Origin of the sequence: Aeromonas enteropelogenes, from assembly GCF_020097295.1 — a bacterium.
GTDB classification, from domain to species: domain Bacteria; phylum Pseudomonadota; class Gammaproteobacteria; order Enterobacterales; family Aeromonadaceae; genus Aeromonas; species Aeromonas enteropelogenes.
This window is the reverse complement of sequence record NZ_CP083625.1, coordinates 1,900,779-1,920,019: the sequence shown is the minus strand read 5'-3', so window position 1 is coordinate 1,920,019 and position 19,241 is coordinate 1,900,779. Positions and strand designations below refer to the sequence as shown.

The following is a 19,241-nucleotide window of genomic DNA, read 5'->3' as shown; positions in this document are numbered from 1 at the left end:
ATTTCGCAAGGACCCCCCATGTTTGAACACGTCGACGCCTACGCTGGCGACCCCATCCTGACCCTGGTCGAGACCTTTCACAAAGACACCCGTGAGCAGAAGGTGAACCTGGGGATCGGTCTCTATTACGACGAGCAGGGGCGCATCCCGCTGCTGCCGTCGGTGCAGCAGGCCGAGGCCCAGCGCGCCGCCGCACCGGCACCGCGTCCCTACCAGCCGATGGAGGGTGCCGCCAACTACCGCACCGCCGTGCAGCACCTGCTGTTTGGCGCTGACCACGAGGCGGTCAAGGCGGGGCGGATCGCCACCATCCAGACCATAGGTGGCTCTGGCGCCCTCAAGATCGGCGCCGATCTGCTCAAGCGCTACTTCCCGACCTCCGAGGTGTGGGTGAGCGACCCCACCTGGGACAACCACAAGGCGATGTTCGAGGGGGCCGGCATCAAGGTGCACGACTACCCCTACTACGACGCGGCCACCGGCGGCGTGCAGTTCGACGCCATGATCGACTGTCTGAACCAGCTGCCGCCGCAAAGCATCGTGCTGCTGCACCCCTGCTGCCACAACCCGACCGGGGTGGATCTCTCCCGCGCCCAGTGGGATCGGGTCATCACGCTCGTGGTTGAACGCCAGCTGATCCCCTTTATGGATATCGCCTATCAGGGCTTCGGCGACGGCCTGGAGGAGGATGCCTACGCCATTCGCGCCATGGTCGCCGCCGGCGTCAGCTTCTTCGTCAGCAACTCGTTTTCCAAGAACCTCTCCTTCTACGGCGAGCGCTGCGGCGGCCTGTCGGTCATCTGCCAGAGCGCCGAAGAGGCAAGCCGGGTGCTGGGCCAGATGAAGGCCACCGTGCGTCGCAACTACTCCAGCCCGCCCACCCACGGCGGCCAGATCACCGCAGCCGTGATGAGCCAGCCCGAGCTGCACGCCATGTGGGTCGATGAGGTGACCGAAATGCGCACCCGCATCAAGGGAATGCGCCAGAAGCTCTATGAAGTGCTGAGCGCCAAGGTGCCGGGCCGCGATTTCAGCTATTTCATCAACCAGCGCGGCATGTTCAGCTACACCGGTTTCACACCGGAGCAGGTGGACCGCCTGCGCGAGGAGTTCGCCGTCTACCTGGTGCGCTCCGGTCGCATGTGCGTGGCCGGCCTCAACAGCCGCAACGTCGACTATGTGGCCGATGCCATGGCCGCCGTGCTCCAGGGCTAATCCCGTCAGCCCCGCTTTGGCGGGGCTTTTTCTTGTCCCCTGCCCGCTTTATGCAGCTTCAGAAGTCATCAGATACCTGATTGCCCTCTCCCGCCCAAACGTGAGTACGCCATCCGGTCACCCCGAATTGACTTCCCAACCTTGGCGCTCGCCAGTACCGTAGGCAGCTTGTCGATTCTTTTCGCTTTCATCCTCTTTCAGGAGCCTTTATGGATCTGATTGCCCTGTCCCGATTGGGAGGACGCCATCTGGTCACCCTGCACCTGCTGCTCGACTGCCAGAGCGTCACCCGCTGCGCCGAGCGACTCTGCACCACCCCTTCCACCGTCAGCAAGACCCTCAACCAGTTGCGGGAACTGCTCGGTGACCAGCTGCTCTACCGCCAGGGCAACCAGTTGCTGCTCACCCCCTTCGCCGAACGGCTGGCGCCTACCCTGCACCGGCTGCTGAGCGAGCTGAGCGGCCTGACCCAGCAAAACGCCTTCGACCCTCTACAGTGGCAGGGTACCCTGCGCCTGGGAATGCGGGAGAGCATGATGACCTGGCCGGTCGGCCCCATTCTGGGCCAGCTGATGCAGGAGGTGCCCGGGCTGGTTCCCGAGATCTGGAACAAGGATGAACAGGGGCTGGAGGCGCTGGTCGCGGGCAAGCTCGATTTCGTGATCCTGCCCCATGATCAGAGCCAGCCCCCGCCCCGCCAATCCGGGCTGGTATGGGAAACCCTGCGAGAAGAGAAGCTCGTCTGCCTGCTGCGCCGAAATCACCCGGCCCTGGCGCGACACTGGGACCTCGACGCCTACCTGAGCTGGCGCCATATCGCCATTCGCGACAGCGAACTGGCCAATCCCTTCTTCGAGCAGAGCCTCGCCCAGCAGCAGGTAAGGCGCCAAATTGGCGCCACCATGCCGGATTTTTCCAGCGCGGCAGCCCTGCTGCCCGGGACGGATCTGATCCTCACCGCCGTCGGCGGCTGGGCCGCCCACATGGCAAAGCAGGCGGATCTGGCGCTGCGTCCCGCCCCGTTCGATTACGGCAAGGTGAGCCACAGCCTGGTGTGGTATGGCCCGACCGGAGAGAGTTCGGCACGCAACTGGTTCCGGCAACGGATCCTGGCGCTGGGGCGGGATCTCTCACCGCCCTGAGCGGGCGGCAAGTCATATTCAGGCTGGGCGAAACATGAACCCGGCTATCAGGGACGCTTGGTATAGATGGGACCGGGGAAGGGAGAGACGTTGTTGCCAAGCTCGGTGATGCGGGCAGCCCCCTGTTTTTGCACCTCATCGATGCGCAGCACCTGGTGCATGGGGATCAGGGTGTGGCGCACATCGGCAAATTCGCTCTTGAGCTTCTCGTGGCTGGGGTCGACGATGAGGGCCGAGTGAGTGTCCCAGACAAAATCCGCAATGTCGATAAAGCCGAACAGCTGCCCCTGATTGACCTCGCGCACATACACCTCATAGCGCTCGCTGTGGCAAATGAACTGAACCCGATATAACGCCTTGCTTTCACTCATGATTATCTGTCATTGAGGGAGAATGGCCAATATTCTAGCCGCCGTCCGGCTCCCCGACCAATAGACAGAAATCACAGTTGCAGCCTTTATCCTGCCCGGCAGAACCGGATAACTACTCACTCATCAGGGCTGGCAACGAGACTGGCCCCAAACAGATCCCGGTGAGCCGATTGGCCAGCAAGACCAGTTCGCTGCGGGATGCCTGCGGCCAGTTTCGTGCCTCGCCGCGCACCCCGTGGTGACGAAAACCGTTGAGGCGGATGGGCACAGATCCCAATCGCCGCAAGAAGGCGACCAGGTCAGGCGCCAGCTCCCCCTGCCCATCGAGAAAATCGCTGCGCCCCGGCACGTGGAGCAGGCGCAGTTCGGCCAGCTTGTCCTCCTCCGCCAGCAGTTGCAGCGAGGTCAGCACCCGCTCGCGGCCATAGCCGGTCAAGGAGAGATGTACCGACTCTCGCCACCCCTTCAGATCGATCATGGCGCCATCGAGCACGGGCAACAGCCGCCGCCAGCCGGTTTCCGCCAGAGATCCATTGCTGTCTAGCAGGCAGGTCAGGTGCGCCAGATCCTGCGCCTGCTTGATGGCGGTGAACAGGGCGATCACGAAAGGGAGCTGGGTCGTCGCCTCGCCGCCGGAGACGGTAATGCCGGTAAGCAATGGGCCATAGCGGCGCAGCAGGGCCAGCACCTCGGCCACCGTCATGATGCTGGTCTTGGGGCTGGCGCTACGGGGGCAGATATCCAGACAGGCATCGCAATCGGTACAAAGCGCCGCCTGCCAGCTCACCCTGCCCTCATTCAGGGTCAGGGCCCCGCTTGGGCAACCTGGCACGCAGTCACCGCAGTGATCGCACAAGCCTATGGTGTGGGGGTTGTGGCAACTTGGGCAGTTGAAATTGCACCCTTGCAGAAACAGCACCAGGCGGTTGCCAGGCCCGTCGACACAGGAGAAGGGCAACACCCGGCTGACCCGGGCGCTGCACTGCCTGGCGCAATCTTTCATGTCGCCGCCATTCACAGTTCGCTGACGAGCGCCTCATGGGCGATGACCCGCGGCGCCCGCTGGCGGATGGCGGTCACCTCGCTCGCCTCGGCACCGAGACAGGTGGTCTGCAGGCGCGAGCCCTCTTCGGCAAAACGGGCCACATCGCTTTTGCGGATCATGTAGCCGGTCACCCGCACCAGATCGCTGTCCGCCACGTTGGCGGTGAACTCCCGCATACCGATGGCGAGTGCCCCCTTGCACAGCTGCAGCAACGCCTGCGGATTCTGGCGAATGGTGGGATCCAGGGTGAGGATCTCGCTGATCCCCGAGTGGTAGAAGCCGTGATGGGGCGCCAGGGCCAGCACATGACTGGCGGGATCCGGCTCCTGACCATAGGGAATGCGCACTCCCGGGGTCACGCCCACATCCACGCTGAGACCGCCCTGGGAGTGAAGCAGCGCATGGCCGCGCCAGGCGTGGGGCTGAGGCGTCTCCTGCACGTAACGGGCGAGCTGGGCAGAGATGCGATAGCCGAGCTGGTTCGCCTCCTCCTCACGGCCGTAGCGATCCGGCAGATTCTCCTTGTCCATCAGGATATTGACCGCCTCCGCCATGCCATAGATGCCAAACATGGGGACGAAGCGCCCCTCTTCCAGCAGCTCCTCCTTGATCAGGAAGCTGTCGAAGAAGCCGGACTCACTGTGCAGAAACGCGGCGCGCGCCGTGATCAATTGGGAGGCGAGGCGACAGTAGTGGGGCAGCAGGCAACCGAGAAAATCGTCTATCCCCTGCGCCTGTTCGGCCACCCGCTTGAGGGAAAGTCGCACCAGGGTGTTGGCGCCACCGGCCAGCGGCAGGGCGTTGTAGCAACTGACGATGCCAAAACCGCGCTCGTCGAAGGTCGCGCTGTGGATCGGGTAGTTGGCAATATGGGGCTTGCTGCAATTGGCGATATTCTTCACCCCCTGCAACAGCAGCGCATCCGGCGTCACGGCAGGATCGTGGAACAGGGTCAGATTCGGCGCCACCTGCTTGAGCCCGCCGTCGATGCGCAGGATCAGGCGGCAGAGACGGTTGTCATCAGGGCCGATGTTGACGTGCATGAAGGCATCCGGCAGCACCCGATCCAGATAGATCCAGAATGCTTTCAGCTTGCGATAGAGCGCATCGTCATCCAGCCCGCCAACGAAAGGCAGCAGCAGGTGATCGAGCCGCCCCAGCCAGACCGGCATGCCGGTGACGGAGGGAACATGATGATAAAGGATGCGCAGGGCATCGAGTGCCTCGTCAAAGTCCTGTGGCGGGGCCAGCTCCAGCCAGGCGGAGCCCTGACGGAGGAAACGTTCATAGTCGGGCAGCACATAGCGCGGTTTGTAGGGAGCATGCCCTTCGAACATGTCGCAGATAACCCCCTGCGCCATCGCCTCGCTTACCGCCTCGGGCAGGTCGGGATACGGCAGGGCATTTTCGGCGGCCAGCGCCAGGGCGTGGCTCTTCTGGGCTGGTGACAGCAGGGGATCACGGACGATACGCTGGCAGGCTTGGGTGAAAGACATGGGGCGCTCCTATACAGATGACACCATATCCTTATCCTTTGAAGGCCTTTTTTGAAGTGACATTGGCAACATGGCGGATGTCAATAAAGGACATCCGCCATGCGAGATCACGCCCCTTTCGCCATCAGGACAACAGCACTGCCACGCCCCCCAGCCAGCGCAGCAGGAAGAAGCCCCCCATGCCGACCACGACCACCACCAGGGTCGGCAGCCGCAGCAGGGTCAGAACCGTCACCAGCAGGGTGGCGGCCAGATAGTCGGGATCCCAGGAGATCCCCTGCCCTGGCTCGTAGCTGAAGACGATGGGCAACCAGATGGCAGTCAGCACCGACTGGGCCGAGAAGCTGAGGAAGGCCCCCATCTCGGCACCGGGCTGGTAACGGGTCAGGCGCGAGAAGAAGGCGAAGCGGTTGCAGAAGGTGATCAGGGCCAGCAGGCCTATCATCAGCCAGGTCATGCTTATCTCCTCATCCGGTGCAGCACGTATCCCACCACCATGCCGGAGAGGGCCGAGACGATGATGTACACCTCCGCCAACAGCGGCTTGGTGAGCAGCGCCATGGATCCGCTCACCAGGGTCGCCGCCACCATGGGCAGGTTCTTCATGGCGGGGATGGTCATGGCGATAAAGGTGGCCGCGATGGCGAAATCCAGTCCCATCTGATCCAGACCGTCGATGTACTGGCCGGCGGCGATGCCGAGCAGGGTCGCCAGATTCCAGAACAGATAGAAGACGAAACCCGCGATCAGGGCATAGGCGGGGTCGAAGCGCCCGTTGTGCTCCCTGTCCTTGAGCGCCACCGCGAACATCTCGTCGGTCAGAAAGAAGGCGAGACTCGCGCGCCAGCGCAGGGAGAGCGGCAGCACGTCACGGCGAAAGGTAAAGCCGTACAGCAGATGCTGGGAGGTGATGACAATCGTTGACCCCATGATGGGCAGCAGCGGCGTGCCCGCCCCGAACAAAGTGGTGGCCGAAAGCTGGGCCGCGCCGGCATAGACCAGCAGCGACATGCATTGGGCCTGCAGCGGGCTCAACCCGACCTGCAGCGCCAAGGCGCCGCACAATATCCCCCAGGGGATGACCGAGATGGAGAGGGGCAAAATATCGAGTGTCGCCTGCCACCAGCGCACTCGGGACAGGCGAGAAGCACCGCCAGACAGCGCTGCAGGATTGACGTCCATATCTGTTTTCCACAACCGAACAAAACCAGCAAGCTACCATAGCCGCGCAGAAACGCTAACTTCTGTCGCAAGTGATGACTCTGTCAATGCCAGCACGTCGTGCTTGCCCGGCCCCCCCCTGCCCATAACCGGTATGATTTCTGTCATGGAGGATGCAAAAAATATTTTCCACGCCCTTCAAGACGCGCCGCAGAAATAGATACTGATAACTCAGCTAACAACCATAAATGAGCAAAGCTTTATTCTGAAAAATATAAATAACACCACTTATTAAACTTTCTAATTAATCATCAGGCTCTATATTCAAATAATGACTAGCGTATATAAAAGGGGGATATTTGATATTCATCAAAATGTGAGACACTCCAAAGTAGCCATGTAATGCATTGATACACAATGTCATTTAATTGCCTTGTTTTTATAAATAGTTAGCTGGTTAAGCTTGGGGACAGCTAGTGAATTTAAAAATGCCCCGCTGAAAATAACCCCCTATGAGATAAATCCGACTTCACTTTCACCGTGAGAGCCCGCTATGCAATACGATACCAACCCGGAACTGGAACGCCGCTTGTTTAACAAGTTGCTGGATGTACTTATCAAGGCGGGACTGATCCTGGCCCTGGTTATCATCTGCTACGGGATCTTCTCTCCCTTCCTGACCCTGATGCTGTGGGCCCTGATCCTGGCCGTGACCCTCTATCCCGCTCACCAGCGTCTGGCGGCACGACTGGGCAATCGCCAGGGCCGGGCGGCGACCCTGCTGGTGCTGGGAGGCATAGCCCTGATCGTGGTGCCCACGGCGATATTGACCAGCTCGCTGGCCGACACCATCACAAGCCTCATCCACGACATGAGGAACAACACCCTGCAACTCCCCCTGCCCAAGGAGTCGGTGGCGGGCTGGCCTGTCATAGGTGACAAGCTCTATGCCGCCTGGCATATGGCGGCGACCGATCTGCCCGCCTTTATCCAGAGCATGCAGCCCAAGATTGGCAACATCGCCAAGACGGCGCTCGGCATGGTGGCCAGCATGGGGACCGGCATACTGCAGTTCATCCTCTCCTTCGCCATCGCCGGCATCATCATGGCTTACGGCATGCCGGGCCATCAGAGTGCCAAGGCCATCTCCACCCGCGTCATGGGCGATGCCCGGGGTGACGAGTTCGCCACCCTCTGCACCGCTACCATTCGCGCCGTGGCCATGGGGGTGATCGGGGTCGCCTTTATCCAGGCCATCCTGCTGGGTCTCTCGGTCGCCATCGCCGGCATCCCGGCACCCGGCCTTATCGCCCTGGTGGCCCTGATCCTCGGCATCGCCCAGATCCCGGCCGCAGTGATCTTCATCCCCGCCGTCATCTACATCTGGAGCAGCGGCGACTACGCCACCGTGCCGGCCATCATCTACACCGTGATGCTGGTGGCTTCCGGCCTGGCTGACAACGTGCTCAAGCCCATCCTGCTGGGACGCGGTGTCGACGCCCCCATGCCGATCATTTTGCTGGGCGCCCTGGGCGGCATGGTATCGAGCGGCATCCTCGGCATGTTTGTCGGTGCCACCCTGCTCGCCATCGGCTATCAGGTCTTCATGTCCTGGGTGGCCGGGCACCACCTCGCCCCCCAGGGTGGCGACAACCAAGCCGCAGAGCCGCAAGATGCCCTCTAAGCCAAGCCGTCACCTTCATCACAGGGCGCCCCTCGGGGTCGCCCTGTTCGGCAGCCTGCTGCTGAGCGCCTGTACCACGCTGGGGCCGGACTATGTCAAACCCGGGGGAGGCGCCGCCGACACCTGGCAGGGGGGCTCCCTCGGCCAGGTCAAGGGAAACTCGTTTGCCGACACCAACGACCAGTGGTGGACCCAGTTCCAGGATCCCGTGCTCGACGCTCTGGTGCAGGAAGCGCTCAGCAAGAACCACAGCGTACGCGCCACCGGCCTGCGCATCCTGGAGGCCAGGGCCCAGCTCGGCATCGCAGATGCCAGCCGCTATCCCCAGTTGCAGCAGGTCAGCGGCAGCGCCATGCCGGTCGGCCAGGTGCGGGATGGCCCCAACACCGATTTCGTGAGCTACAACCTTGGGGCCAACCTCGGCTGGGAGATCGATTTCTGGGGCAAATTCCAGCGCAGCATTGAAGCGGCCGATGCCAGCTACTTTGCGACCCTGGCCCAGTACGACGACATCCAGGTCCTGATGGCCGCCCAGGTCGCCACTCTCTACGTCAACATCCGCACCCTGGAGGCGCGGCTGCAGATCTCCCGGGAGAACGCCCGCCTGCAACAGCGCAGTCTGGAGATCACCCAGAAGCAGTTTCGCAGCGGCAACAGCGACGAGCTGGACGTGCAGCAGGCCAAGACCCAGTACCTGAGCACCCTCTCCGGGATCCCGGCGCTGGAGGCCAGTCTGCGGCAGAGCCAGAATGCCCTGAGCACCCTGCTGGCTCGCGCCCCTGGCCCCCTGCCCGAGATGAGCGACAACACTGGCAAAATCCCGCACGCCAGCCTGCAGCTGGCCAGCGAGCTGCCGGCAGATCTGATCCGCCGTCGCCCCGATGTGCGCAGTGCCGAGCGGCTGATGGCGGCCCAGTCGGCCCTGATCGGCGTCAGCGAGGCCGAGCTCTACCCCTCCCTGACCTTGCTGGGATCCCTCGGCCTCTCGGCCACCTCACTCTCCGGCAGCAGTACCACCCTGGATTGGGGAATAGGACCAAGCTTCAAATGGAATGTGTTTGACCATGGCCTGCTCAGCAATGCCGTGCTGGTGCAGGATGCGCGCTTCCAGCAGCTCAAGGAGAGCTACCAGAGCACCCTGCTGACTGCGGCCCGCGAGATCGACGACGCCGCCATCGGCTTTGCCAAAAACGAAGAGCAGATAGTGCTGCTGGAGCAGACGGAGCAGGCCGCCCGCCGCTCCCTCGAGATAGCCAATATCCGCTACCGTGAGGGCATGGCCGACTTCCAGCGGGTGCTCGATTCCCAGCGCGCCCTGTTCAGTCAGCAGGAGCGACTGGTCAGCAGCCGCGGCAACGTGATGCTCAGCCTGATCTCCCTCTACAAGGCGATGGGAGGCGGTTGGCAGCAGGGACGCACTCGTCCCCTGCTCGACGAGCAGAGCCGCCAGGAGATGCAATCGCGCAGCGACTGGGGCCCCATGCTGACCGATCCCCTGCCCGCCGCCCGTGCCCCCTAATGTGATGACGAGAAGACCATGAGCCAAGATCCCCAGCCTTCCCAACCCACTCCGTCTGCTCCCCCAGCCCCTGCGGGCAAGGGGAGCCGCGTCGCGACCCAGCTGCTGCTCGCCCTCATCGGCCTGAGCCTGCTCTGGTATTTTGCCGCCGATCGCCTGACTCCCTACAGCTCACAGGCCAGGGTGCAGGCCTTCGTGGTTCCCATCGCCGCCCAGGTCTCCGGCCAGGTGCAGCAGGTGCTGGTGAAGAACAATGACGACGTGGCCCAGGGCCAGCCCCTGTTCGAGATCGATCCGAGCCAGTACCAGATAGCGCTGCAACGGGCCAGATCCGATTACGACTCGGTGCTGCGTTCGGTCAACGCCGCCTCGGCCGGTGTCACCGCCGCCGAGGCCTCGCTCCAGGCAGCCAAGGCCAACCGCCTCAAGGCCGAACAGGATGCCAATCGCCAGGAGCGGCTCTATGCCGAGGATCCGGGCGCCATCTCGGTGCGCCGCCTCGAAGTGGCCCGCGCCACAAGGGTACAGGCCCAGAGCCAGGTCAAGGCGGCCGAGGCCAGCCTGATCCAGGCCAAGGAGGCCGCCGGCAACAGCGGTGACAAGAACTCCCAGCTGATGAGTGCCCGCTCCGCCATCGAGAAGGCCGAGCTGGATCTCGCCCACACCAGGGTGCTCGCCCCCTCCCGCGGGCTGGTGACGGATCTGCGTACCGACGTCGGCCAGTTTGTCTCGGCAGGGGCTCCCGCCATGACGCTGATCGCCATCCACGACGTCTGGATCAGCGCCGACATGACGGAGAACAACCTGGGCAATCTGAAACAGGGCGACGAGGTCGCCATCGTGCTGGATGTGATGCCGGGTCAGGTGTTCAAGGGGCGGATCCGCAGCCTGGGCAACGGGGTCAGTGCCGGCAACCAGACGGCGGCGGGCAGCCTGCCCACAGTGCAGAACAACCGCGACTGGCTGCGCCAGGCCCAGCGCTTCCCGGTGGCCATCGAGTTCGACAAGGAGGAGCTGGCCCGGCTGCAGGGGATCCGGGTCGGCGGCCAGGCCGAAGTACTGGTCTACAGTGGCGACAACTGGCTGATGAACGGCCTGGGAGCCCTCTTCATCAGGCTGATGAGCCTGCTCTCCTATCTCTATTGAGCGTGCCCGTCATGAACCAGCGAGGAAGAGGCTGATGCACAGGGCCGACAAGGCAATCCTCAGGCTGACCCTGGGCATGGGGCTGTGCATCCTCATCACCTATGGCCTGGCGCTGCCCCTGCCACACCTCAGCAGCCTGGTGGTGATCATGCTGCTGTGCAAGCCGGGCCCGCCACTCTCCACCATGAAGGGGTTGATGATAGGGGGCGCACTCATGGTGCTGATGGGCACCGGCGTGCTGATGGTGCCCCTGCTCCAGCACTATGGCACCAGCGCCATGCTGCTGATCGCCCTGCTGCTGTTCGGCCTCTTCTATCTGGGGCTGAAAAACGGCAACCCGCTGCTGTTGCTGCTCGTGGCCACCCTCACCCTGATCCCGGTGGCCGGCTCGGCAAGCCAGGCCCTCGCCTTCGTGGTGATCCAGGCACTGGCGATCGGCATCATACTGGGAGCCTTCATCAGCTCGGTCTCCCACAACCTGTTTCCGGATGAGGGGGCCCCCCTCCCCAAACCCGAACACCTCAGTCCGGACAATGCTGGCTGGGTGGCGCTACGCGCCGTCATCATAGTGCTGCCCGTGCTGGTGATGGCGCTGCAGGATCCGGCCCACTATCTGGCCGCCATTATGAAGACGGTGGCGCTGAGCCAGCAGGCCTGCACCACCCAGGCGCGCAACGCCGGCAAGGAGCTGGTGGGCTCGACCCTGATGGGCGCCCTGATCGCGGCTCTCGCCTGGTTCGGCCTGGCCCTGCTGCCCAGCCTCTGGATGCTGATGCTATGGGTCATGCTGATCTGCCTCTGGCTCGGCCGTCGGTTGTTCCGGATAGTGCCGAGCCGTCTGCCCGCTTCCTTCTGGAGCAACGCCCTGATGACGGTGATCATCCTGCTGGGGCCGGCAATCCAGGACAGCGCCAACGGCAAGGACGTGATGCAGGCCTCCCTGTTCCGGCTCGCCCTGTTTATCCTGGTCTCCTGTTACGCCTGGGGTGCCATCTGGGTGCTGGAGCGCTGGCGGGCGGGGCGCAGAAACGGGATCGCGATGATCCCCGGGGAGCCTCAACCATGACGATGATGTCACTACTGGCGGGCCCGATACCCGGGACCGCCATCCCGTTTGATCCAACCAACCATGAGGGCCACCCATGATGCTGATGAACCTGCTGGTGGGATTGCCTACCATGCTGATCTGCCTTGTCCTGCAAGCCAGCCTGACCTTTCGGGCGGTGCGTTTTTATATCAACCAGGTCCACAACAACCCCACCCCGGGCTGGCTGGGCCGTGGCGTCGGCCCCCTGCTGGTGGTGATGGTCCTGCTGATGCTGGGGAATTTCATCCAGATCATGATCTGGGGCCTGCTGTTTCTCGGCCTTGGCCAGTTCGATCAGATCTATGAGGCCGTCTACCACTCCGGGGTCAACTTCACCTCACTCGGCTATGGCGACATAGTGATGCAGCAGCAGTGGAAGATGCTGGGGCCGCTGGAGGCGGCCAATGGCGTGCTGATGTTCGGCATGACGGGGGCGGCCCTGATGGCCGTGCTGCAAGCGCTGATCAAGACCCAGCTCAACAACGCCAACCGGTTGAAGTAAGGCTGTTTTTCAATAAAAAATGGCAATAAAAAACGGCAGACTCAGGGTCTGCCGTTTTTGTATTTCTACCTGTCTCAACCCAGATCAGGGCTCGATGACGATGGGCGTACCGGGTTCGATGGCATCCCAGATCTCATCCAGATCGTGGTTCAGCATGGCGATGCAGCCGTTGGTCCAGTTGGAGGGCTGTACTCTAACGTTGCCCACGTTGTTGCGCTGACCGTGGATCATGATCATGCCACCCGGATTGACCCCCAGCTCATTGGCACGCTGGATGTCCTGCAGGTTCGGGTAGTTGATATGAATGGCCTTGTAGAAGCCGGAGTTGGTCTTCTTGTAGTCCAGGGTGTAGCGCCCTTCCGGTGTGCGCTGATCCCCTTCTCGCTGCTTGTGTCCCATGGGGGCCGGCCCCAGGGCGATCCAGTAGCGTTTCACCTCCTTGCCATCCTTCATCAGGGTCAGGCTATAGGTGGATTTCTTCACCACCACCATGTCGGCAGACAGGGTGGCAAAACTCAATGCGGGCCAAAGCCCCAACAGACACAGCAATACGGCTCTCATTCCATCCCTCGGCAAGCCTCTGGTGCGGGCTTTTGCGTTTGATCTCATCATCTGAATCTCGCCAGCCAACTGGCAAGCGAGCGCCATGATATTGGATCGCCATCAATACTCAATATGTCAGATAAACATATCTTGCGTCCCCGCAGTGCCTTTCCTTGAGCTGCCTGTTTATTTTTTATTAATTAATAATTAAAACAACAAGATACGAGTGCAATTCCAGCTAGCCCCCACACCGATGATCGGCGAAGATAAGAATTCGACTCTTCGACAGGACCCCGCCATGCGCTCTTCGTGCCGTTTCATCCCCCTGCTGCTCTCTCCCCTGCTGCTCTGGCTGCCGGCCAGCTTCGCCGCCGAGGCACTCTGGCTACGCGAGCCCGCCCTCTCCCCCGATGGCAAACAACTCGCCTTCACCTGGCTGGGGCGCATCTTCGTCGGCAGCGCTGACGGGGGGGCTGCCACTGCGCTGACCGGCAGTGACTACCTGAGCCAGCGACCGATCTGGTCGCCGGATGGCAAGCTGATCGCCTTTGCCGCCAACCTCTACGGCAACGAAGACGTCTTTGTGGTGCCTGCCAGCGGCGGGGAAATGGTGCGCCTCACCCGTGACTCGCGCGCCGATCTGCCCCAGGCCTTCAGCCCGGATGGCAAGCGCCTGCTGTTGAGCAGCCAGCGCCCCTGGGATCCCAAGGCCGACCACTTCGTGGCCGAAGGGATGCAGGGCAGCGCCCTCTACTGGACGCAGGTGACTGGCAGCAAGCTGCAGGCCGATCTGCCGCTGCCGGCCACCCTGGCCCGCCCCAACGGGGAGCGACTGGCCTACCAGATGCCGACCATGGATCAGCCCTTTCGCAAGCACCAGCAATCCTTCGCCGTCTCCCGCCTCTGGCTGTTTGACGGCAAGCAACACCGGCAGCTGACCGAAGACAGGATCGCCGCCAGCGATCCGGTCTGGCGCGACGACGGGAACGCCCTTTTCTATCTCAGCGAGCGCAGCGGGGACTTCAACGTCTGGCAACGGGATCTCGCCAGCGGCAAGGAGCAGCAGCTCACCCACTACCAGGGCCATCCGGTGCGGGGGCTCAGCGCCTCTCGCAGTGGCGATCTGGTCTGGTCCTGGCTGGGAGAGCTCTACCGGCTCGACGCCGGCAGCGCCCAGCCGCGCAAGCTGGCCATCGCGCCTCAGGTGGCGACGGCGCCGGATGAACAGAGCCAGTCCCTGACCCATGCCGATGAGGCGCTGGTCAACGAGGAGGGCAAGGAGCTGATCCTGGTGAGCGAAGGCAATCTGTTTGCCGTCGATCCGGAGCGGGAGCGGGTACGCCGGCTGACCCGGGATCCCGGCGAGCAGTCGAGCCCCCTCTACGCCGAGAAGGAGCGCTCGCTTATCTATCTCTCCGAACAGCAGGGGCCCGCCGCCCTCTATCGCCTGCGCAAGGCGGATCCGGAACGCCTCTTCAGCGATCCGGGCAGCCTGCAAGAGAGCCTGCTGCTGGCCATTCCCGGCAAGGGGATCAGCCGGCCCGTACTCTCCCCCGATGGCAAGCAGCTCGCCTTCGTGGTGGACGGCCAGGCCATCCACCTGCTGGATCTGGCGAGCAACAAGCAGCGCGAACTGGTGCCCGCCAGCTTCAACCCCGCCCGCCACGAGGTGGATCTCGCCTTCGCCCCCGACTCCCGCCATCTGGCGCTCACCCTGCGCCCCGACTCGGCCCAGCAGGAGATCGCCGTCATCGACACCGGCAACGCCAGGGCCAAGCCGGTCAATGTGAGCCTGAGCGGCTATCAGGAGAGTGCCCCCGCCTGGAGCGAGGATGGCGGCATCCTCTACTGGCAATCGACCAAGTACGGCGCCCTGGGGGCCGATGGCGAGCCTCTTGGCAACAACCTGCTCGGCATCTACAGCAGTCGCGCCGCCAAGGCTGACTTCCTGGCCGAACAGGATCCGCCCAAGGAGGGCTATGGCTTCGAGACCGATCGCCTGGCCCATCGGGAGGCACTGCAACTGCTGCCCGCCGGCACCCTGCTCGCCAGCCGTCTGGTCAATGATCAGCTGACCTATCTGGTGGAAGAGCCGGGTACCGGCGAACAGAGCGAGATCAAGGGCTACACCCTGGATCTGCGCAAGGGAGAGACTCGCCAGCTGTTTGCCGAACAACCCGGTCCCGCCCTGGCCAGCCTCAACAAGGAGGCCACCCTCGCCACCCTGGTACGGGAGGGAGAGGTCACCCAGGTAGCGCTCGAATCAGGCGAAGCCATCAGCGCCCCCTTTGCCCTGCCATCTGACAGCGGCTGGCAGGCCCGCATGAATGCCGCCTTCGACCAGATCACCCGGCTCACCCGGGAGGAGTTCTATCGCGACGACATGAACGGGGTGGACTGGGACGGCTATGTCGCCAGCTACCGTGCCCTGCTGCCCGGCATCAGCAATGGCCGCGACTTCGGCAATCTGCTGGCCGAGCTGGCCGGCGAGCTGAACGTCTCCCACACCTGGGGCTATGGCCCGGCCTCCTTCCCGCGTCTGGCGGATGACACCGCCAGCCTGGGGGGCTACTGGCAGGAGAGCAAACAGGGGGTGATGCTGACCAGCCTGCTGGCCGGCGGCCCGCTGGATCAGGAGAGCGATATCCGGGCCGGCGCGCACCTGCTCGCCATCAACGACACCCCCATCCCGGATCTGGCCGCCCTCGATCAGGCGCTCAACCATCAGGCCGGAACCCGGCTTGCCCTCACCTTCCAGCAGGCGGGCCAGAAGGAACCTGACGAGGTGGAGGTGGAGGTGACCGCCATCGATCTGCAACAGGAGTATGCCCTGCAACTCGATGCCTGGGTCGCCAAGCGGCGCGATCGGGTGGCGACCCTGAGCAAGGGGCGAGTCGGCTACGTCTATCTGCCGGAGATGAGCAACGCCGTCTACGAGGAGCTGGTGGCACAGGCGCTAGGGCGGCTGCGCGGCAGCGAGGCCCTGATCGTCGACGTGCGTTTCAACAAGGGGGGTTATCTTGCCAATACCCTGGTGGAGTTTCTCACCGGCAACGGCCGCGCCAAGGGGATGGCGGTCAACTGGCCACGCCTTGGCAAGGGGGCGACGGATGCCGCCACTCGCCAGTGGACCAAACCCTCGGTGGTGCTGGCCAATGCCGGCAGCTACTCGGAAGGTTCCGCCTTTCCCGAGTATTACCGCGCCCTCAAGATTGGCCCCATCATAGGTGAGCCGGTTCCCGGCACCGGCACCACCGTCTATGCCCATGAGTCCCGCCTGATCCCGGGGCTCGGTTACGGCATCCCGAGCCTGGGGCTGCGCAAACCCGACGGCAGTTTCTACGAAAATCAGGAGCTGCTCCCGGATCGCCAGGTTCCCCTCACCCCGGCCGACATGCTGGCGGGGCGCGACCCCCAGCTGGAGGCCGCGGTACAGGCCGCCCTCGAGCAGTTGTCAGCGAAAGCGAAATAGCTCGCGGTGCAGACGCCCGTCCGGCAGCAGCCGGGTCAGGGCGTCTGCCATCCCCTCTGGGCCGCAGAACCAGACCTGGCCGGGCGCCCCTTCGGCGACCCGCGCCAGATCCAGCCGTCCCGCCTCCTTGTCCAGATGCAGCTGATAACGCACCCCGGTGCGCTGGCACAGCTCGGCGATCCGCGCCCGATAGACGGCGCCGGCCTTGTCGGGTGCACACTGGATCAGGGTGATCCCCTCGCCGCGCTCACCGCGGGCCGCCATCGCCTCCAGCCAGGCGACGAAGGGGGTGATGCCGATCCCGGCTCCCAACCAGAGTGACCGCCCGCGGCCAAGGGGGGCGACGAAGGCGCCGTAAGGGCCGGTCACCCGTACCGGATCCCCGACCCGGGCCGCCGCCACCAGCTCGCGGGTATGATCCCCGAGCGCCCGCACCGCGATCACCAGTTCGCGCCGATCCGGCGAGACCCGCACCAGGGTGAAGGGGTGCGGCCCCTCTTTGACATCGAATTCGAAGAAGGCGAACTGGCCGGGGCGATAGTGGGCGAGTGGTGTCTCAAGGGCCATGGTCAGCTCACAGGTCTGATCCGCCAGCTCCCGCACGGCAACCAAGCGGCCGGCATGTCGATCGCTGGCCCCCACCCGTCCCAGCAGGGAGTAAAACGCACCGAGGGCCGCCACCCCGCCGGGCAGCCAGATGGCGATGCCGAGCGGGCTCAGCCAGCCAATGTTGGGCAGCAGACAGAGCCCGTGGATCCAGCCCGCCAGATAGATGAGGGGCGCCAGCCGATGGATCAGGCGAAAACGCCCGTAACTCACCAGCGCCAGCAGGCTCACCACCACCAGGGCGATCAGCAGATAAAAACCCCACTCTCCCAGGTCATTGCCCAGCGCATGGAGGGAGGCCCCCCCACCGTTGCCACCACCCGCGCCACGGCGGGCGGGGCGCGTCAACCAGCCGGCCGAGACCGCCCACTTGGGGGCCTCCACCAGCAACCAGTGGCCGGTCAGGGTCAGGGCCGCCGCAATGGCGCTGTGACGATGCAGTCGCAGCATCCGATCCAGCCCGCCACACCAGGCTTCCAGCTGCGGCAGGCGCAGCGCCAGCACCAGCGAGATCGCCATGTATCCCATCCCCAGCAGGCCGGTCAGCAGCAACATCTCATGGCGCCAGGGCCAGAAATTGCCGGCATCCCCCCCATAGCCAAGCCACCAGATGGCCACCGCCAGCAGTGGCCATCCCCACAGCATCTGTTTGCCCGTCATCACATGCTCCTTGGTTTGCATACCACAGGGCCTCGTCTCCCTGTCCATGGTTTCATTACAGACCCATCAGGTCACAAGACTTTGCCAGCAGGGGGAAAGTTTGTGGCAATGTGTGACAAGCACAGACAACGAAGGGGCCCGCAGGCCCCTTCCCCCAGAGATCGAACTGCCCACGGGGCGGTTCGGTCTCCCGGTGTCAATCACCATGCCCGGGCCGGCAAGCCCGGGCATGCCTTGTCAGGCTGGCAACACCTCGGCCGGCTGGCGCAGCAGCGCCAACTGGTATCTGTGCTCGGCCAGCTCCACCTCGCGGCGGGCTTCCTCCACCTTGCCATCGGCACTCTTCACCGCCGCAATCAGCTGGTTGTAACGATCCCAACTGCCGTTGTACTCCTTCACCTCGTCGTTATAGCGCTGGCTGATCCCGTTGTACTGGCGGATCAACTCGTTGCTCTCGCGGCGCAGCTGGTTGATCTGCGCCAGCAAGTCGTTCTGGATGACGCGGATCTTCTGGTACTCGGAGAGGCTGTAACGGCCGTTGTAGCTGTTGTACTGCTGCACCAGCCGGTTGCTATCCTTGATCGCCTTGTTGCTGCGCTGGTTGAGATCCGCCTGCTCGCGCTGGTAACGCTCGAAGTTGGCCAGCAGCGTCTCCTGCCGCTCCTTCAGGGCAGTCTGGGCCGCCAGCTGCTCACTATAGTGAGTTCGTGCCGTCTCCAGCTCCTGACGACGCTGCTCGAGGGTGCGCTCCAGCTCGCCCAGATCCGGCACCTCCTCCGTCACCATGGTGGGATAGAAGGCGGCGATCTGCGGCGTAGTGACCTTCAGGGCTCGCACCGCGTCGGCGCCATTGGCCGCATCGAGGTGATCCACGCCGCAGGGTTGGCCCTTGCAGACCAGGTCGGGGCTGGAGAACTTGTACTCGTGGCTGAAGACCCCGAAGCTGGAGGGATAGGCCATCACGGTGGCGAACGATCCCTTCACTCCGTGGCCCAGCGCATAGTGATAGGTGCCACCCGTGCCATCCTGCAGACGGGAGTGGTTGAGCCCCATGTTGTGGCCCAGCTCGTGAGCCAGCACCACATCCCCGCAACCGGTGGCGGTGACATGGCTGAACATCTTGCCCGCTTCCTTGGAGAGATCCCCGTCGGCGTAGACCTTGCGACCGTCGGCATAGGTCGCCGAACCGCCGACCCAGGCCAGACCGCAACTACCATGATTACCGGTATCGGGACGCAGCAGCGCCACCATGTCGGCGCCATAGCGGGTGCGCAGGGTCGGCACCTCCTTGAACGCCTTGTGGGTCTGTTTGGTCACGGCATTGAGCGCCGCGTTGTCGGTGCCACCATCCGGATAGTCCACCTCGACGCTGTGCACGGCGCGCACCGTCAGATCCAGGCCGCTGGCGGCGTAGATCTGGTTGGTGACGTTCACCATGTGCTGGATCCGGGTCTGGGCATCCCCCTGATAGCGGGCGGCCAGCCCGGGGGTGTGCAGCACCATCAGATCGATGGTATTGGCCACTGCCGGTGTAGCACCCAACAAGCCTGCGACCACGATTCCCAATGTGGTTCTTTGCATGTGATTTTCCT

At 63.6% G+C, this 19,241-nt stretch carries 16 protein-coding genes; 8 read left to right on the top strand and 8 right to left on the bottom strand.

The features are described from left to right. Window positions 1–18: 18 nt before the first annotated feature. Together LA321_RS09010 and LA321_RS09005 are read left to right on the top strand one after the other, a co-directional pair. Window positions 19–1,215, top strand: a complete 1,197-nt coding sequence (locus LA321_RS09010; protein WP_042070470.1) for an amino acid aminotransferase — start codon at window positions 19–21, stop codon at window positions 1,213–1,215. Window positions 1,216–1,424: 209 nt separating this feature from the next. Next, on the top strand, window positions 1,425–2,357 hold the full coding sequence (locus LA321_RS09005) for a LysR family transcriptional regulator (protein WP_042070472.1): 933 nt from the start codon (window positions 1,425–1,427) through the stop codon (window positions 2,355–2,357). A gap of 47 nt (window positions 2,358–2,404) precedes the next feature. Here the strand turns inward: LA321_RS09005 and LA321_RS09000 are convergent, their stop codons facing one another. From LA321_RS09000 to LA321_RS08980, 5 genes are all read right to left on the bottom strand, one after another. Further along, window positions 2,405–2,728 (bottom strand): DUF1820 family protein, encoded by a 324-nt coding sequence (locus LA321_RS09000; protein WP_026456223.1) that lies wholly within the window; start codon window positions 2,726–2,728, stop codon window positions 2,405–2,407. A gap of 112 nt (window positions 2,729–2,840) precedes the next feature. After that, window positions 2,841–3,731, bottom strand: coding sequence for a YjjW family glycine radical enzyme activase (locus LA321_RS08995; RefSeq protein ID WP_042070473.1), 891 nt, complete (start codon window positions 3,729–3,731; stop codon window positions 2,841–2,843). An 11-nt stretch (window positions 3,732–3,742) separates the two neighbouring features. After that, window positions 3,743–5,269, bottom strand: coding sequence for a YjjI family glycine radical enzyme (locus tag LA321_RS08990; protein WP_042070475.1), 1,527 nt, complete (start codon window positions 5,267–5,269; stop codon window positions 3,743–3,745). 124 nt (window positions 5,270–5,393) lie between these two features. Then, entirely contained in the window at window positions 5,394–5,726 is a 333-nt protein-coding gene (locus tag LA321_RS08985; protein ID WP_042070476.1) for an AzlD domain-containing protein, read from the bottom strand. Window positions 5,727–5,728: 2 nt separating this feature from the next. Continuing rightward, window positions 5,729–6,451, bottom strand: coding sequence for an AzlC family ABC transporter permease (locus LA321_RS08980; protein ID WP_042070478.1), 723 nt, complete (start codon window positions 6,449–6,451; stop codon window positions 5,729–5,731). A 532-nt stretch (window positions 6,452–6,983) separates the two neighbouring features. Here LA321_RS08980 and LA321_RS08975 point away from each other — a divergent pair. From LA321_RS08975 to LA321_RS08955, 5 genes are all read left to right on the top strand, one after another. After that, the gene (locus LA321_RS08975; RefSeq protein ID WP_042070480.1) at window positions 6,984–8,114 is read left to right on the top strand and encodes an AI-2E family transporter; all 1,131 of its coding nucleotides are present in this window, start codon (window positions 6,984–6,986) and stop codon (window positions 8,112–8,114) included. Further along, the gene (locus tag LA321_RS08970) at window positions 8,104–9,633 is read left to right on the top strand and encodes an efflux transporter outer membrane subunit (RefSeq protein ID WP_082043380.1); all 1,530 of its coding nucleotides are present in this window, start codon (window positions 8,104–8,106) and stop codon (window positions 9,631–9,633) included. The genes LA321_RS08975 and LA321_RS08970 overlap by 11 nt, the downstream gene beginning before the upstream one ends. Before the next feature lie 18 nt (window positions 9,634–9,651). Then, window positions 9,652–10,779 (top strand): HlyD family secretion protein, encoded by a 1,128-nt coding sequence (locus LA321_RS08965; RefSeq protein ID WP_042070481.1) that lies wholly within the window; start codon window positions 9,652–9,654, stop codon window positions 10,777–10,779. Between the two features lie 34 nt (window positions 10,780–10,813). Further along, the gene (locus tag LA321_RS08960) at window positions 10,814–11,845 is read left to right on the top strand and encodes a DUF2955 domain-containing protein (protein ID WP_042070483.1); all 1,032 of its coding nucleotides are present in this window, start codon (window positions 10,814–10,816) and stop codon (window positions 11,843–11,845) included. A 76-nt stretch (window positions 11,846–11,921) separates the two neighbouring features. Continuing rightward, window positions 11,922–12,368 carry an ion channel gene (locus tag LA321_RS08955; protein WP_082043381.1) on the top strand — a complete coding sequence of 149 codons (447 nt, stop codon included), beginning with the start codon at window positions 11,922–11,924 and terminating at the stop codon, window positions 12,366–12,368. An 84-nt stretch (window positions 12,369–12,452) separates the two neighbouring features. On the opposite strand, the gene LA321_RS08950 is transcribed toward LA321_RS08955, so the two are convergent. Continuing rightward, on the bottom strand, window positions 12,453–12,929 hold the full coding sequence (locus LA321_RS08950; RefSeq protein ID WP_026457107.1) for a L,D-transpeptidase family protein: 477 nt from the start codon (window positions 12,927–12,929) through the stop codon (window positions 12,453–12,455). A gap of 280 nt (window positions 12,930–13,209) precedes the next feature. On the opposite strand from LA321_RS08950, the gene LA321_RS08945 reads away from it, so the two are divergent. Next, window positions 13,210–16,383, top strand: coding sequence for a S41 family peptidase (locus LA321_RS08945; protein ID WP_042070484.1), 3,174 nt, complete (start codon window positions 13,210–13,212; stop codon window positions 16,381–16,383). Here the strand turns inward: LA321_RS08945 and LA321_RS08940 are convergent. Further along, entirely contained in the window at window positions 16,366–17,649 is a 1,284-nt protein-coding gene (locus tag LA321_RS08940; RefSeq protein WP_042070486.1) for a ferredoxin reductase family protein, read from the bottom strand. The genes LA321_RS08945 and LA321_RS08940 overlap by 18 nt on opposite strands. Before the next feature lie 237 nt (window positions 17,650–17,886). Next, complete coding sequence (locus LA321_RS08935; protein ID WP_042070488.1) at window positions 17,887–19,230, bottom strand: zinc-dependent metalloprotease; 1,344 nt, start codon at window positions 19,228–19,230, stop codon at window positions 17,887–17,889. Window positions 19,231–19,241: the final 11 nt, after the last annotated feature.

Coding starts and splice junctions, on each gene's coding strand:
- LA321_RS09010 (WP_042070470.1), top strand. CDS start 19: ATGTTTGAACACGTCGACGCCTACGCTGGCGACCCCATCCTGACCCTG.
- LA321_RS09005 (WP_042070472.1), top strand. CDS start 1,425: ATGGATCTGATTGCCCTGTCCCGATTGGGAGGACGCCATCTGGTCACC.
- LA321_RS09000 (WP_026456223.1), bottom strand. CDS start 2,728: ATGAGTGAAAGCAAGGCGTTATATCGGGTTCAGTTCATTTGCCACAGC.
- LA321_RS08995 (WP_042070473.1), bottom strand. CDS start 3,731: ATGAAAGATTGCGCCAGGCAGTGCAGCGCCCGGGTCAGCCGGGTGTTG.
- LA321_RS08990 (WP_042070475.1), bottom strand. CDS start 5,269: ATGTCTTTCACCCAAGCCTGCCAGCGTATCGTCCGTGATCCCCTGCTG.
- LA321_RS08985 (WP_042070476.1), bottom strand. CDS start 5,726: ATGACCTGGCTGATGATAGGCCTGCTGGCCCTGATCACCTTCTGCAAC.
- LA321_RS08980 (WP_042070478.1), bottom strand. CDS start 6,451: ATGGACGTCAATCCTGCAGCGCTGTCTGGCGGTGCTTCTCGCCTGTCC.
- LA321_RS08975 (WP_042070480.1), top strand. CDS start 6,984: ATGCAATACGATACCAACCCGGAACTGGAACGCCGCTTGTTTAACAAG.
- LA321_RS08970 (WP_082043380.1), top strand. CDS start 8,104: ATGCCCTCTAAGCCAAGCCGTCACCTTCATCACAGGGCGCCCCTCGGG.
- LA321_RS08965 (WP_042070481.1), top strand. CDS start 9,652: ATGAGCCAAGATCCCCAGCCTTCCCAACCCACTCCGTCTGCTCCCCCA.
- LA321_RS08960 (WP_042070483.1), top strand. CDS start 10,814: ATGCACAGGGCCGACAAGGCAATCCTCAGGCTGACCCTGGGCATGGGG.
- LA321_RS08955 (WP_082043381.1), top strand. CDS start 11,922: ATGATGCTGATGAACCTGCTGGTGGGATTGCCTACCATGCTGATCTGC.
- LA321_RS08950 (WP_026457107.1), bottom strand. CDS start 12,929: ATGAGAGCCGTATTGCTGTGTCTGTTGGGGCTTTGGCCCGCATTGAGT.
- LA321_RS08945 (WP_042070484.1), top strand. CDS start 13,210: ATGCGCTCTTCGTGCCGTTTCATCCCCCTGCTGCTCTCTCCCCTGCTG.
- LA321_RS08940 (WP_042070486.1), bottom strand. CDS start 17,649: ATGACGGGCAAACAGATGCTGTGGGGATGGCCACTGCTGGCGGTGGCC.
- LA321_RS08935 (WP_042070488.1), bottom strand. CDS start 19,230: ATGCAAAGAACCACATTGGGAATCGTGGTCGCAGGCTTGTTGGGTGCT.